10 protein-coding genes are annotated in these 15,603 nt (G+C 57.4%); 3 read left to right on the top strand and 7 right to left on the bottom strand.

Features of this window, described 5'->3' with window-relative positions; translation table 11 throughout:
* Nucleotides 1–289 precede the first annotated feature (289 nt).
* Nucleotides 290–2,185, top strand: a complete 1,896-nt coding sequence (locus EY643_RS15270; RefSeq protein WP_153240039.1) for a TolC family outer membrane protein — start codon at nt 290–292, stop codon at nt 2,183–2,185.
* A gap of 282 nt (nt 2,186–2,467) precedes the next feature.
* On the opposite strand, the gene EY643_RS15265 is transcribed toward EY643_RS15270, so the two are convergent.
* From EY643_RS15265 to EY643_RS15255, 3 genes are all read right to left on the bottom strand, one after another.
* Nucleotides 2,468–3,121 carry a hypothetical protein gene (locus EY643_RS15265; protein ID WP_153240038.1) on the bottom strand — a complete coding sequence of 218 codons (654 nt, stop codon included), beginning with the start codon at nt 3,119–3,121 and terminating at the stop codon, nt 2,468–2,470.
* 560 nt (nt 3,122–3,681) lie between these two features.
* Entirely contained in the window at nt 3,682–5,286 is a 1,605-nt protein-coding gene (locus EY643_RS15260) for a S1C family serine protease (RefSeq protein WP_153240037.1), read from the bottom strand.
* Nucleotides 5,287–5,961, bottom strand: coding sequence for a DNA-3-methyladenine glycosylase I (locus EY643_RS15255; protein WP_153240036.1), 675 nt, complete (start codon nt 5,959–5,961; stop codon nt 5,287–5,289).
* A gap of 105 nt (nt 5,962–6,066) precedes the next feature.
* On the opposite strand from EY643_RS15255, the gene EY643_RS15250 reads away from it, so the two are divergent.
* Entirely contained in the window at nt 6,067–7,440 is a 1,374-nt protein-coding gene (locus EY643_RS15250) for a mechanosensitive ion channel family protein (protein WP_153240035.1), read from the top strand.
* Nucleotides 7,441–7,476: 36 nt separating this feature from the next.
* Here the strand turns inward: EY643_RS15250 and EY643_RS15245 are convergent, their stop codons facing one another.
* The 3 genes from EY643_RS15245 to EY643_RS15235 are packed head-to-tail and all read right to left on the bottom strand — an operon-like array spanning nt 7,477 to nt 13,078.
* On the bottom strand, nt 7,477–9,429 hold the full coding sequence (locus EY643_RS15245) for an outer membrane protein assembly factor BamB family protein (RefSeq protein WP_153240034.1): 1,953 nt from the start codon (nt 9,427–9,429) through the stop codon (nt 7,477–7,479).
* A complete protein-coding gene (locus EY643_RS15240; RefSeq protein ID WP_240732731.1) occupies nt 9,426–11,327 on the bottom strand; it encodes a pyrroloquinoline quinone-dependent dehydrogenase in 1,902 nt (633 codons plus the stop codon). The genes EY643_RS15245 and EY643_RS15240 overlap by 4 nt, the downstream gene beginning before the upstream one ends.
* The gene (locus tag EY643_RS15235; RefSeq protein WP_153240033.1) at nt 11,324–13,078 is read right to left on the bottom strand and encodes a Vgb family protein; all 1,755 of its coding nucleotides are present in this window, start codon (nt 13,076–13,078) and stop codon (nt 11,324–11,326) included. Before EY643_RS15235 ends, EY643_RS15240 begins: the two co-directional genes overlap by 4 nt.
* Before the next feature lie 172 nt (nt 13,079–13,250).
* Here EY643_RS15235 and EY643_RS15230 point away from each other — a divergent pair, with 172 nt between their 5' ends.
* A complete protein-coding gene (locus EY643_RS15230; protein WP_153240032.1) occupies nt 13,251–14,276 on the top strand; it encodes an AraC family transcriptional regulator in 1,026 nt (341 codons plus the stop codon).
* A gap of 3 nt (nt 14,277–14,279) precedes the next feature.
* On the opposite strand, the gene EY643_RS15225 is transcribed toward EY643_RS15230, so the two are convergent.
* A complete protein-coding gene (locus tag EY643_RS15225) occupies nt 14,280–15,521 on the bottom strand; it encodes a cytochrome P450 (protein WP_170287423.1) in 1,242 nt (413 codons plus the stop codon).
* Nucleotides 15,522–15,603: the final 82 nt, after the last annotated feature.

The following is a 15,603-nucleotide window of genomic DNA, read 5'->3' as shown; positions in this document are numbered from 1 at the left end:
AATTTTTTCCTGAAACCGGCCAGATGGCTGGAATTCACTGAATAATAGACTACTTTGTAATCAGTATGAGCAGTAGAGAGTAACTTTTAGTTATAACTGTTCGGGTGAAATCGCGTGTTATTGAAATAATTCGGGCATTCGATGGACAATCGAGCATGGTCTACACTCTGTAGGCGATAAGAAAGAACCAGATGGCACTTTCAGGAAGAAGTGTCGGTTGAGGCAACGAGGGGTTTTAGCGGCAATAGCTGCGACAGACATTCTTTTTGGGATAACAGGGATTAGTAAAATGAAAAGTCTCCCATTCAGGCGTATTTCTCTGGCACTGGCCGTTACAGCTGTAGCGCATGGCGTTTCTGCACAGACCACCAGTTCACCATCTACTGACACAGTAGCCGACTTCAAGACGGCAGTTACCCAGGGCGTGTTGTTGAGCCCGCGGGTGAATGCCGAGTGGTATAACTTCGAAGCGACCCGCGAGGCCCAGCGTGGTGCCCGGGGAGGCTACCTACCTAGTGCTGATCTCTATTCCGAGTGGGGTAGGGAGGAACGCGAAACACCGCTGGTAGACTTCGACGATTACTCGCGCGATGCCACGCGTTTCAGTATCACCCAGATGTTGTTTGACGGTTTCGCCACTCGTGACGAGGTCGCACGTCTGGGTTATGCAAAACTTTCTCAGTACTATAACTTCAAGCGTGCTTCTGAAGAACTGGCACTTGAGGCATCTGAAGCGTATCTGGATACCGTTCAGTTCCAGCAGTTGGTGAAATACGCAGAAGAGAACTACATCGTGCACAAGCAGGTGTACGACAAGATTGCCGAGCGCACAGGCGGCGGTGTCAGCCAGGGCGTTGACCTGGACCAGGCAGCAGCGCGTGTCGCGTTAGCAGAGTCTAACCTGGTGACCGAGATTACCAATCTGCATGACGTCATGACCCGGTTCCAGCGCGTCGTTCACGCCATGCCGGCAGACAACCTCCAGTTACCTGACGTGCCTGCAGGGCAGATCCCCGAGATGCGTGAGACTGCACTGGAGCTCGCGTACCAGCGCAGCCCTGTTATCAATTCCGCCATCGAAAATCTGCGTTCTTCTCAGGAAGCCCTGAATTCGACCAATGCACCGATGATGCCGCGTCTGGACTTGCGTTATCGCAATGAGGTTGAGCACGATACCGATGGCCTTGAAGGTCGCTATGATGAAGAGGCAATTGAAGTTGTAGTGAGCTACAACCTTTACCGCGGTGGCTCCGATAGCGCGCGTAAGCGCGAGTACTACAATCTTTACAATGCTGCGATTGAGGAGCGTAAACAGGCTTGCCTGAACGTCCGTCAGGATGTTTCTATCGCCTTCAATGATATCGAAGTACTGGAAGAGCAGGTCATCCTGTTGGAACGCAACCGCATCTCCCAGGACAAGACACGTCGCGCTTACCGCGACCAGTTTGATATTGGCCAGCGCACCTTGTTGGACCTGTTGGACTCCCAGAATGAATACTTCGACACCCAGCGCGCCCATATGGCTGCACTGGCGGACCTGCGCATTGCCCAGGCACGCACCCTGTCGAATATGGGACTCCTCCTCGCTGCGCTCCAGGTTGATGGACTCAATGCGGAGAGCCTGGCTGAGCTCGATCTGGATCTGTCTCGCGATTCTGACGATGAGAATGCGCAGGCGCTGTGCCCTCCCGGTGCGCCGCTGCCTGCAGCGGTTGATCGCGACGCACTCTTTGCCCGCTTGAATGGCACCAATGACTCTGCGGCGGCAGCTGCTTCGGCGGCGGCTCTTGCCGGCCTTGCGGCGGGAAGTGATCGCTACACCGCAGTGGGTGGCGAAATGGTGTCGCTGACGATGGACGTCCAGTTCGAATTCGACTCCTCCAACATCTCCTCAGCATTCGACACTGAGATCGCCAATGCTGCAGCGGTGCTCAAGGAGCATCCAGGTGTTCGCGCTACGGTTGAGGGGCATACTGACAGCGTTGGTGATGACCAGTACAACCAGTGGTTGTCCGAGCGCAGGGCCGATGCAGTGAGGACCTTGCTGATTGACTCCCACGGTATTCCGGCACAGCAGCTTGTTGCTGTCGGGCGCGGTGAGAGCATGCCGGTCGCAGGTAATGACAGCGACGCAGGGCGCGCTCAGAATCGCCGGGTTGAGTTGGTGATGGATGTGTCGAACTAGTCACTTCAACTGATACTAAAAAGGGCGCCACTATGGCGCCCTTTTTTTCTGTCCTGTAACTTCGCACGGATTTTGAAACTTTCGCACGAAACTTGAAATATTAGGCTGTACGCCTGGGGGGTTCGGCCAACGTCCGCTTTCGCCTAGGAAGAGACATTAGCCCTTTGCCACCGGTTTCGACAGCTTTCAACTCATTGCGGCCATATGCCCAGCCAATCTGCGGTCATAAAAAAGCCCGCTCGAAGCAGGCTTTGATTTATTCAGTAATATCTCTGCTTCAGGCTAGTCCCGCTTGGCAGAGGCACGCAACCGGCGAACAGCGACAAACATTAAACCGAGCACTGTTAGAACAAGTCCATAGGCAGACATTGTTGGAACAGCTTCTGGGGGAGCGGGAGGTGCTGCAACGATCACATCCACCGTTTCCCCAAATAGCGAAGATGCCGTCAGGTCGGTCGAGTCACCAGCGATAGAATCGTCGTGATCGTATATCGTCAAGGTCCATTCACCATCAAGCGGTAAGCCAACAAACGCTGACAGCGGCTGGGCAGGATCAAAAATACCGTTAGTATCACTTGTAGTAAGGACTGCGCCGCCATCGGTAAAAGTAGCCGACAAAGGTGCAGGGCCGTCATCACTTTGCAGGTCCATAATGACAACATCCTGCCCTGCGTGCGACAGTTGGACAAACAGATTGTCCCAGCAGTCACAGCCATTATCCCCTACGTCTTCGAATGATAAGCGCAGGCTGAGGGAAGATATTTCACCAACCTCGGCGACATTAAAATTTATGATAGTAGGAGCTACGGCTTCGGTGTCTACATCATCCTGGGCAGGACCTACGATATCAAATGGAGCGGCGTAGCTAGTAGCAGACAATCCTAAAGCGAACAGCAGAGCGGGCACTGACAATCTAGCGGAGTGAAGCAATTTCATAATATGTTTCCCCTTGACAGTATATTGGTATTTTTTATAGCGATGAACATACTGGAAATTCCATAAACAATAAAGAGACATTGTGCAATTGTGGCGAAAGCAGGGCAGGGTCTTGAGGTAATATCACTTACCGCCAACACGAGGGCTCTTAGTACACACTCACCTTGACCGTACCTCGGTGCAATGGTTTTAGCCCGATATGACGCTGACACCACAAAGGTTGGATAATCCACTAAAAAGCGGTAGCGCATGCCCCAAAGAAGACCGTGCTCACCAAAGTACAAGCAAGAGGCTGTGCTACAAGTTCGAAAACTGAGTGACCGCAACTGGCACATAAGAGACCAAATTTTGGCTGAATTTCCCCTGAAATCTAGACCGCTTTGAGGTGAAAACGGACACTCCAATCTGCGGCCAGATTCTCTATTTGAGCACATATCGAGAAAAAGCAGGTGGGTTTGGTTCTCGGCTATTTTCGCAAATATTCAATAGAATCAGTACGGTTGTCTATCGGCCTGGTTTTAATCAGTGCGAGAACCAACAGTCCGACGTTTGCCTGATGGTCAGTGACAGAACTCCTCGATGGCGATGGCGAAGTTCAGGCTTTGGCCATCGCTGACCGTGAAGGTGGTGATGCCGACCAGATTGCCAGCTTGATCGAACAGGCCGCCTCCTGATGAACCTGAGGAGATGGCGGCATCGGTCTGAATCAGTTTCAGCCCGTGTCTGCTCCGCTTCTGGCCGACGATGCCGCGGGAAAGTGATGTTTCCAGGCCGCGGGGGTTGCCGATGGCCGCAACTTCCTCGCCGATACGCACCTCATCGTGCCTGCGCCCGTACTGCACGTAAGTCGGCAAGCTTCCCTGCGCCTTCAACACGCAGCGATCTCCGTCTCGATCAGCGTACAGAAGGCTCGCCTGAAGGGTCGAACCCACGCGACGAATGCTGATGTTTGCTGGATCATTGATGAGATGACAGTTGGTGATGAGTTCAGAGCTGGACACCGCGACAGCGGTGCCGGTCGACCGGGTTGAGCCTGCTTGAGAATCTACGGTCCAGATCGCCTCGCTGTTGGATTCGAAGACATTACTCCAGGGCTGGGAATAGGGGATGCTCTGCAAACGGCATATCTGCGCATTGAGCGGTTGCCAGCTTCCAGCGGTGACGCGGACGCCAGCGCTGGACGGCGTGGTCGTAGCGTAAGTGGCGGGTTTGCGGCCACCTGCTGGCCGAGAGGCGGGCGGACGGAAATCCAGCGCGGCTGCGAATGCCAGGCCCTTGCGTGGGTCCAGACGCGCTTCGTCAATGATCTGCTTCTGGGGCGCACTCATCAGGGAAACACGTTCTTCAATATAGGCTTTGCGCCCGGCTTCGTAGCTATAGTGCGGGCTGGTGAAATTGTCCTGGGCACAGGAGGCCCACTCCTTGCCCATGGCCAATGAAAGACCCTGACGCCAGTGGAAGTAGGCGGTGTTCCAATTTTCCCGCTCGGGTGCCAGACCGAACTGGATATAGGCCAGCCCGAGGTTTGCCTCACAGCGATCAACGCTTGATCGACCCTGAGACGAGCTCAGGACTCGTGAGAAATACTGTTCCGCATCGAGATAGAGCCCTCGGCTTGTCAGTGCGCGGGCATAATTGATTTCCAGTGCGCTGGCACCGTTGTTCACTGCCAGCCCGAGATAGTTGAACGCTTTGCCCGGGTTCCGCGCTACTGCCGCGGAGCCCTGGGCATACGTCTGGTAGAGATAGGTGCCGGCCTGACTTAGCCTTTGGCTGTCCGTGCCCACCGCGACATAGCGCTCCAGGATTTGCACCAACTCCGCCTGTTGGCTGCTGATATCGTAGTAGTCCACCAGTGTGGCCAGGGCCGAGGTGTCGCCCTGGTCGACAAGCCGCTGGCAGTTCGCGATTTCCCTTGCGCGTAATGCATCTAGCCCGGTGCGCTGGGCCGAGCGGTCGTAGCGCGTTTTCCCTCTGGCGTCCTGGCCGCGGTTGTTGACGATCGAACCTGGGCACCAGCCCGATTCGAGGTGGCGCAGGGCACTGGAGCCGGTGTGGTCGGGTGAGGACGTGGATGAGGAGCAGGCCTGTAGCATGGCTACCGCTAGCAGTGTCACCAGTTGCAGCGTTGGCCTGCGTTCGATCGTGCGTATCAGCGTTCTCATTCAGCTGTCCAGTGAGCAGGCGCAAATGCGGCTGAGGTGGCTGTAGGGAAGATCGCTCTGATCGTGCCAGTCGTTGAAGGCGCTCTGAATCAGTTTCATCTCACGTTGGCTGGTGGGGTTGTTCTTGATATCCACCCCGGCGCGCTGGAGGCAGCGAATCACGTCGCCCGTGAGTACGAAGGTATCCTTGCCCATATTGCGAAGAACACGTTGGCCGCTCATCCCCCCGAGCCTGCTGCCGCCTTTCTTCATATGGCTGAGCAGGCCGATCAGGTCGTCGCCAGGCCATTGGCTGACCATTTTTCCGAAGCTTCCGTGCTCCTGGCATACATCCAGTATGTACTGGGCGTTGTGTTGGATACTGAGCACTTTCTGCCGATTGCGGATGATTTTCGGATTCTGGCAAATGCGATCGATCTGATCGGGGCTGAGCATGAGTATCCGATCGGGAGGGAAGTTGAAAAAAACTTCCTCGAAATCGTCCCATTTATTGTCGACCACACGCCAGACAAACCCCGCCTGAAATATACAGCGGGTCATCTGGGCCAGCCAGCGATCGTTCTTGCTAGCGCTCAGGGAGCGGCTTGATTTGATCTCGGGCATCAGCCGGGAGAGGGCGCTCTCACCACCTTTGCGTTCGCTCGCCCTGGCGAAAATTGCTGCGAATTTTTCCATGCACCGCAGTTTAGACCAAAGCCTCTGCCGGGGTACAGGCGGAGAGTGTGGCAGTGCGGTAATCCCCTGCTATCATCAAGTGATTGTTCATGAACGAGCCTCACTATGTCCGACCCAAACCAGGTGCCAGTCGATCCAAACCAGGCGACCGAGCCCGAAGTCGCCACTATTATTGATAACCCGCTGATTACGCCGGCTCCCATAAGCGAAGACACGCTCTTCATTTTGCACCTGTTCGGTGAGATGGACGCGCAGGCACCGCTGATGCGCCTGATTATTGCGGGTGTCATTGTCGGTGTGTCGCTAATGCTCCTGCTTGCTAGCAGGATCTACTTTCACCGCAGAATAGCGCGAATGGAGGAGCTACCCGAGGCGCGCTACAAGGCGCTTCGTTGGCAGGCCCAGGATTTACTGTCAGCAGAGGACATGAAGTCTTTCTGGATCGGACTGAATCGGTGGGTGGGGCGCTTGATCACCCTGGCTTTCGCACTTGTCGCCCTCAATGGCCTGCTGTTGACTTCGGGTTGGACGCTGCGGCTGGCTGCGCGAATGATTAATGGCTTTCTGCAGGCACTGCTCTATATCTGGCAGGGTTTTATCAGTTATCTACCTAACCTGTTAACCATCATTTTGATTGTGGTAGCGGCGCGCTTTGTTATCCGCATGTTGTCGCTGATTTTCGATGGCATCCGCACGCGCAGAATCTATCTGAAGAATTTCTATCCTGAGTGGGCCGATACCAGCTTCGGCATCATAAAGTTGCTCGTCTATGCACTCACAGCGGTCATCATATTTCCCTATCTCCCCGGTTCGAGTTCGCCGGCATTTCAGGGGATTTCGATTTTTGTAGGTGTTCTCGTGTCCCTTGGCTCCACTACCGCGGTGGCAAATATTATCGCCGGTGTCGTGCTCACCTACACGCGTGCCTTCCAGATTGGCGATCAGGTGGATGTTGCCGAAACCCGGGGCAGGGTCGTGGAGCGCAGTATGTTTGTGACGCGAATCCAGACCTTGAAGAACGTAATTGTCTCCATTCCCAACTCCATGGTGCTGAACAACAACATCATCAACTACAGCAAGAACATGGGCCAGACTGGCCTGCTGGTGCACACGGGCATCACCATCGGCTATGACGTCCCCTGGCAGGTGGTAAACAAGCTGCTGGTGGGGGCAGCATCAAAGACTGAAGGTATCGCGGAAACGCCACCGCCCTTTGTTCTGCAAACGTCATTGGAAGACAATTATGTGGCCTACGAGGTGAATGGCTGGACGCGAAAACCGGAAGAGTTACCGCGTATCTACTCCATGCTGCACGCGAATATTCTGGATGAATTTCACGGGCACAACGTGGAGATCACTTCTCCCCACTATCGCGCAGTGCGCGATGGCAACCCGGTCAATGTGCCGGAAGTACTGTCCGAAGAAGAGCCCGAAGACGAGCCGGAAGAAAATTCGCAAGAAGTGTCGGACAAAAGCTGAAGATACTGGCGCGCGAGTCTGCTCCGCGCCAGTCAATCAGGGCTGCAGGCGGAACGCCATCAGTACGTTTCCGGGTAGTTGGCCGAACATGGCATAGCCTGACTGGACATAGAGCCAGTCTCCGGCCAGCAGCTGGCCATCCACATCAATGGCCCCACCGTGTCCAGTCACACCGTTGACTGCAGTTACCGGCACGGCAGTTTCGTACTGCCACAACACCTCACCATTCTCGATATCGTGGGCGCGCAATACGCCGTTCAAGCCGCCGCTGAACACCAACTCCTCGGTGGCGGTGGCCGCCGCGGACAGGCCGTAATAGAAAGAGCATTGGTACTGCTCTGCCAGCGGCCGGTTTTTTCCCGCGCGCATGTTCTGCAAACCCACTAGTGGTTTATCCTCGTCCGCGAGATAACAGCCGCGCTCCACGCCCTGAAACCAGAGTACGTCGCCGCTGCGCACGTCCAGTGCGTGGATCCCGGGCCTGGGGTCGTAGCCGGGCCGCTTTCGCTCCGGGTCAGCCGCGGGTACCAGCAGCCGTTCACCGGCCAGGGCCATGCCCCAGTGAATGCCGCCATTGGTTGTGGTCTGGTGGAGGTCGGGGCCAATGGCTGCGTTGCTTACTCTGGTCTTCCAGAGAAGCTTGCCGTTCATATCCAGCGCCATCGCGTCGCCGGATTTCTGGCCCGCCAGCAGCAGTTCGGTGCCATCATCGAGCATGGCGTGAACAATGGAGGCACCGATATCGAAGTCGCCGCCGGCATTTTCCGGGCAATTGCTGCCGCCGCTCAGGCAGGCCGCGTTCCAGATATCGTCAGCAGTAGCCTGAAATTTCCAGACTAGTTCTCCCGTATCCATGTCCAGTGCGATCACTGCATCGGAGGTGTCGGTGGCCGGGTGTGACAGGTTTTCCCCGGTGCCGATATAGAGCCGGTTGCGTGCCACGTCGATTGTCGGGGTGCTCCACACAGAGGCACCGGAAGGCCCCAGCAGGGGTTTGCCATCGCTGGTTTGGCCTTGTGGCGTAGCCTCTGCGGTGGCATGCCACTCCCACTGCTTGTCGCCGTTGCTTGCGTCGAGCGCCACCACGCCGCCGTGTGACTCACAGCAGACATGGCCGGGGTTGCCCGCCGCAGCGACCTCATAGGAAGAGATAGGCACGAACAGGCGTCCGTCATGCTGGCTGATGGAGCCGGTGATGGTTGATGTTGAGAACAGGCGCATATCGGTGCGCCAGCGCGTTTCCAGTGAATCACTATCGATGGCATAGACCACGGCCATAGAGTCGGCAAACACCAGCATGGGCGCCTCAGGTCCATCTACCACCGTGATCGCAGAGCGTATGCCACTGGCGACTTTGGTGTGATTGCGGATGCAGCCGCGTTCGCGATCGATGGCGTACAGGCGGCCAGTCTTGTCGCCGAAGAACAGGGTGTCGCCCACAACCGCGGGTTGAGAGCGCATATCGGTGACTTTGGGAAAGGCCAGTGTCCATGCCAATTCCAGCGACCCAAGATTGTCTCGGGTAATGTTGGTGCGTTCAGGCCCTACAAACCTGCGGTTGCCTTCTCCCTGCCCCCAGTTGGCGACATAGCGTACCTCGTCGGACGCTGCCGGCTCGCGGCAACTGTGTCCATCCATCCAGTCGAAGTCGCCACTCTCGGCGCCGCTGAGATAGATTGCGATCAGGCCGCGCTCGATATCCCCAAGGTGGGCTGCCATCGGCTGCATCTTGCCGAATTTCATGGCCACCATAACCGAGTCGAGGGAGAAGCCAGCCAGTGCTTCACGCGTTGGCGCGTGCATCTGGGGATTGTCGTGGCAGGTGGCGCAGTGTTCGTCAAAAATACGTTCACCAAAGAACGCCAGTGGCAGTTTGTCGGCGTGTTGGATCGCCAGCCCCTCGATCGTTTTCAGGGGCTTGTCCTGGGTTGCCCACCAGAGGCCCGCCGCTATGGGCAGGCAAAGTAACAGCAGTAGGAATTTTCTCATTCTTGCTCCAGGGCGAATGCGTAGAGATAGTCTCCCTGGGGGCGACTGAACATGGCGTGACCGCCAGCATTGATCACGACGTACTGCCGTCCCTTGTAGGTATAGGTCATAGGGGTAGCTGTCGCATCCACGGGTAGCTCGTAGCGCCACAACACCTCGCCACTCTCGGTGTCGAAGGCGCGAATATGTTTATCCATGGTGGCGCCGATAAAGAACAGGCCACCGGCGGTGGCAATACCGCCGCCGAGATTGGGTGTGCCCCAGTCGAGGTGGAATGGCACGGGAAAAGGCGCCATATCATGAACCGACCCCAGCGGCTTCTCCCACAATGTTTTGCCGGCAACGAGATCGACGGCCACCAGCTTGCCCCAGGGGGGAGGGCTGCAGGGCGTGCCCAGCGGCGAGACCAGCGCTCCCACTTCTACATCGTAGGGTGTGCCGCGCATAGGTACGCGCATTCTGGCGCCTGCGGCGGGATGGTCGCTGGTGCCCTGTCCGGCGGTTTCTTCACGGGGTACGAGGCGCCCGCTGAAGGGGGTAGTGTTCACGTTTACAACGAGCACCCCGCTGTCGCCGAGAATGGCGCCGCCGCCCCAGTTGGCTCCGCCAAGGCTGCCGGGCAGCATCAGGGTGAGCTTCTCACTGAGTGGGGTGAACAGACCGAGGTTGTCCAGCTCTGCCAATTGCTCTGCACAGTCGGAGCGGTCCCAGGGTGTCAGGCCCCAGGCCTGTTCGGGCATCAAAAAGGGATCGAGCAGAGGCGGCGGGGCAATAGGCTTGGGCTGCGTGCGTGCGGTGTGCTCGCCGGGTATCTGTGAGGGCGGTACCGGTTGCTCGGTGATTTCCCACAGGCTCTTGCCATTGCGGCGATCCAGCACGAACACGAACCCTTGCTTGGTGGGCTGCGCCAGGGCGGGAATGGTCTCACCGTTCTTCTGCCAATCGAACAGAATGGGCTGCGCCGGGGTGTCGTAATCCCACAGATCGTGGCGCACGTGCTGGAAGTGCCACTGCACTTCGCCAGTGGCGAGGTCGAGCGCGACGATGCTATTGGCGTAGCGGTTGTCACCTGGACGATTGGCGCCATAGTAATCGGGTGACGGTGCACTGGTGGGTAGAAATACCAGCCCTCGGGCCTCATCGATCGACATCGGTGCCCAGACATTTGCGCTCCCGCTGCCGCTGTGACCCTGTAAGGGGTCGAAGCTCCACCGCAGGGATCCGGTCAGACTGTCGAAGGCTTGCACCAGGCCACGTGGAGATTCTGCAAAGTGAAAGTCAATTACGGTAGAGCCGCTGACCACGACACCCTGCGCGACAACTGGTGCAGATGAATTGCTGACATGGTCTGCGCCGCGATCGCTTCCGAACTGGGTGACTGCGCCGCTTTTGCCAAAATCTCTGCAGGGCTGGCCGTCGATGGCGTCCAGCGCCAGTAGTCTGCGGTCGTGGGTATTGGTATACAGGCGGTGGCGGCAGTGCTCTCCATCGGCAACCCGCTGTTCTTCGTAGTAGGCCACTCCCCGGCAGCGGAAGGGGCGTTCGCCGCTGGTGTCTATTTCTGGATCGAAGCGCCAGCGCTCAGTGCCGTTGCCTGGGTCCAGTGCAATGACTTCGTTGAATTGAGTGCAGTAGACGAGCGACTCGCCGGCCTGCTCAGGGAGTAGTAGCGGTGTGGCCTGGCCCGAGGTCTGCGGCATGAGTTCGGCGCGCCGCTCCAGATCACCGCTGCGGTGGGTCCAGGCAACTGCAAGCTGGTCTACATTGCCAGTGTTGATCTGGCCGGCCTCGGAGTAGTGCCTGCCGCCGGCATCGCCGCCGTAGAATTGCCACTCACCTGCCTGCGCTGCAAATGCAGTGCAGGCAAGCATGACCGGTAGTAAGCCGCGCGCGTTCATTCGGCAAGCGGGGTGATGCGCAACAGGGTGGGTACAGCTCCCTCGGACTGCCAGGTCGGGAAGTGGGAGTTGCTGGTGTAAATCGCGCCATCTTCCTCAGATACCTCGATGTCGCGAGTGAAGAAACGCTGTCGGGGCATCGGATAAACCTTCCAGCTTTCGCTGCTGATATCAAAACCGAGGATGGTATCTGACTGGTTGCCGTTCACCCAGACAACGCCGCGCTTGCGATCTACGTTCAGGGCGTAGGGCAGTTCGTTAACCACCGGCAGATCATAGGCGGTGAACTTCTCGCTGCGCGGGTCGTACTTGACCAGCAGTGAATTCTGGAAGGCGACAATCCACAGGTTGCCATCGGCATCTGCCCGCAGGCGACGCGGGCCTTCGTACGGGAAGTCGATCATGGTTACCTCTCCGCTGTCCGGGTCAATGTGGGCGAGGTCATTGGCGTACAGTCTTGCGACCCACACACCGCCATCGGGCGCAACGTCGATGCCGTAGGGCATGGGCAGGCCGGTGGACTCCCGGTCGGGAGAGGGAAGTGGGCGATTCTCCGGATCGAGGCTGAACAGCAAGGGCAGCGCTTTGAACATCAGCCACTCTTTTGTTCCGCGGGCGGGTAGGTCGTAGAGCGTGAACTCGTCTGCCTGGCGGTCGAACTTCGCGACCTGGGAAGAGAGCGCCAGAGTGAACCAGACATCGTCGTTGGCATCGGTGCGAATGGTATGAGGGTAGAGGCCACCTGGCATCTCATGCACGATGAATTCCTTGGTGGTGACATCGAATTCCAGTAGCGCCTGCTGCATCGATGGCGTGATGAAGATGTTGCCGTCCTTCGGTGAAATCGCGAAGGAGTGCACGCCCATGTAGTTGTGCATTTTGGGGAATACCTGGAACCGATTGCCGAGAATGCCACCCAGGCGAGCGTCCTCGTCGTGGGGGACTTTATAAACGGTGTACTCGCCAGTCTCGGTGTCGATCTCGTAAATTCGGTCGAACAGATTGTCACCTACATAGACATAGCCATTCGGGTGAAGGACAAAATCATGCATCTGGGAGAAGCCATCACCGATCGGCCATTCGGTCATTTCGATGTTGGCGAGATGATCCTCCCAGCGGCGGGGCAGGGGAATTTGCTCGGGGTTTTCTCGCAGCTCGCGATACTCCTTTTGCATCAATTCTGCCACCGGGAGTTGGTCGTCCTCGGGCAGACGCGCGCCGTAGGTATTCATGCGCTGGATCACGCTCATCCACTGTTCCACCGTGCGCTCGTTACGCATGAAGGGCGAGGCCTGCTGGTGGCAGAACGCGCAGTTAAGCTGGAACACTTGTTTGAGCTCCTCGTCGCCACCGAAATCCAGTTGTGACAACCAGACATTGGATGGGTAGCTGGCATAGTGCTCTTCTGCGTTCATGGGTTCCAAAGCCACTTTGTCCACTGTCTCGTTCAGGTAGGCATCGCGATAACCCTGTGCCCTGACCCGGTAACTGAAGTCGCCCTCAAGGAATATATCGACTTCGCCCTCACTGTTACTGAAGCGAGTCACGGTCACAGCGGAGGTATTGCTAACGCCATGAGGCGCATAGCCGTCATCGCTCAGGTCGGCAGCCGGCACTTGCAAGGGCGTGCGTGTGACCATCGCCTGGGGCAAAGGCTTTCCGGCTGCATCGGTGACGAGCAACTCAGATGCCTGTGTGGCGCCGGCGAGCACAGCCATTAATAGTGTGGTGGTGAGCAGATAGGAGCGCATTGGATCTTTCCCTTTCAGGTGGAGTATCTATTGTGGCAGACCTTTGCGACCTGCGCATTGCTCTGGTGAGCCACGGGCTATGGTAATACGCGCCAACTGTTTGCGGGCCCCCATTCGCTGGTATCCTTTAGCGTGTGGCGAAAGGAAATTATTATGAGCGCTGGGGGTGATTTTGCCTGAGCATGAACGAGAGGTAAGTGTAGGCCTGACACGGGCATTACTGGACACTCTCCGCCTTGAGGGGGAGTCCAGGCCGGAGTGTTTGCTGGACGAGCTCGGGATTGATTCCGCGGTGCTGGAGCGGCCGGAAAACCGCATCAGCTTCGACCAGCAAGAGGCGCTATGGGGGCTGGCTGTTGAGCGCAGTGGCTCTCCCGTATTCGGCCTGCAATTTGCCCGGGCTATCCAGCCCGCCAGTTTTGGCCTGATGGGTTATATGGTGATGAATTGCAGCACCATCGATGGTTGCCTGGATGTCATCGTGGACTACCAGTTTCTCGCGGGGCAGGGCGGTAGTTTTCGGCGCACGGGTTGCGATCAGTATCCGGCGCTGGATTACCAGGCTGTGAACCCGGGCGATGCCGTTACGGCACACCGGGTGATCGCGATGTTCGCTTCCATTGTTAGCCTTGGGCGCTGGTTGGCGGGCGGGAGTTATGGCCTGGAGCGGCTGGAAGTGTGTTCGTTGCCTGGCACGGATCTCGCGCCTTACACCGAGTACTTCGAATGCCCTGTGATCAGTGGCTGTGATGAGAACCGACTTTTTTTCGCACCGACTGTGCTGCAATTACCAGTGACTCACGCGAGTGAGGAGCTGTTGAATTTGCTGACTGAACGAGCTGATCGACTGCTATCGAGTCTGTCGCTGGGGCCGGGGGTCGCTGCGCGGGTAGCCGGCTTGCTGGCGACTCAACTCGACCAGGCCTTGCCGGCGCGTAAGGCGATTGCCTCGCAGTTGGGGATGAGTGAGCGGACCTTGCAGCGCAGATTGCAACAAGAGGGGACCACTTATCAGCAGTTGCTGGATCAGACGCGCCATCACCTGGCGCTGGAGATGTTGCGCAACCGCGATGTCCCACTGGCGGACGTGGCGGCGCAACTGGGGTTTGCCGAGCCCAGTGCGTTCTATCGGGCGTTCCGCAAATGGCAGGGGGTGACGCCCGGCGACTATCGGCAAACTGCCGGCGCCGGGCTCTGAGGCTTACGCGTTGGTTCGAACCATCAGGCGTTTGAATACAATCGCGTTGTGGTCGTCCGGGTCTCGCTCTGGCTCTTCCGCCAGTTCGATGTCGGGGAAACGGCGAAACAGCTCACACATGGTGAGGTATAGCTGCCGCTTGGCGAGGGCGGCGCCGATGCAAAAGCGCGGGCCATAGCCGAACATGGCGTCGGGTTCGAACACGCGTTCGGCATCGAAGGTTTCGGGGTTCTCGTAGTACGCCGGGTTGTAGTCCTTCAGGTGGGGCATCATCAATACCATGACGCCCTTGCGCAGCTGCTGGCCCATGAATTCCATATCTTCCGGCGCATAGCGGGCAAAGCCCATTTTGGAGGACACCCCCCAGCGGTTGATTTCCGAGAAGGCGTTGGAGAATGCGTCTGGGCTGGCCAGCGCTGTGGCCACCTGATCTTTGTGCTGGACCAGGGTGTAGACCGACCACTGCTGCGCTACCAGGGTGGTATCTGCACCAGCGCCGATCAATGCCAGTACCAGGGTCACAATGTCCCACTCCTCGAAGTTCTCATTCTCCTCTTCGATTTTGAGCAGGGTGGACAGGAAGTCATCCTGCTCCGGTTGAGCGCGCCGTTCGGCTATGACTTTGAGAATGATGTCGATGGCCTTGTTGCAATCCTGGCGGGCCGCCTCACGCTGCTCATCGGAAATTGTGGGGTTCCAGGTCTCGGTGAAGGTCAGGATGACCTTGCGAATCTCGGGCCAGTATTTTTCGGGTATCCCCACCATGCGTGTGATGGAAATAAACGGGATGTGCTGGGCGATTTCTTCGATGTAGTCGAAGGTCTCTGGAGTGCCCAGTTCGTCGAATAATTTCTCCACGTCCGGTTTGATCTTCTCCTGGATCTTGTCGACCACATTGCGGGAAAAAGCCGGCGAAACAACCTTTCGAACCAGGCGATGGTGGCCGTGGTCGGCTAGCAGGCTGTGGCCGATCATGGCGCGCTCGAAGTTACTCCACTTGTCCTGTGGCGGGCGTTCAGGCGCAAATTCCCAGTCGTAGAAATCGGACGACAGCGGCTCGCTCTTCCAGCAGGCCATGACATCCTCCATGCGGGTGATGATCCAGGCCTGCCAGGGTTCGTACCAGACAATGGGACCGCGCTCCGCCAGCGCAAGACACTGGGGCACGGGGTCATTCATGTACTCCGGGGAGTGGGGATTAAAAATTTCTGCCACGGGGGGCAAGGCAGTAGCGGCCTCAGACATATCGGTCTCCGGGATTCTTAAATTGATAGCAAAAGTATACATATGTCTACTTTTGGAGCAAGTGACAGTTATTTCATGTAGG

Source organism: Halioglobus maricola, from assembly GCF_009388985.1.
Classification (GTDB): Bacteria; Pseudomonadota; Gammaproteobacteria; order Pseudomonadales; family Halieaceae; genus Halioglobus; species Halioglobus maricola.
The sequence above is the reverse complement of the archived record's forward strand: the minus strand, read 5'-3'. Positions and strand labels throughout refer to the sequence as shown.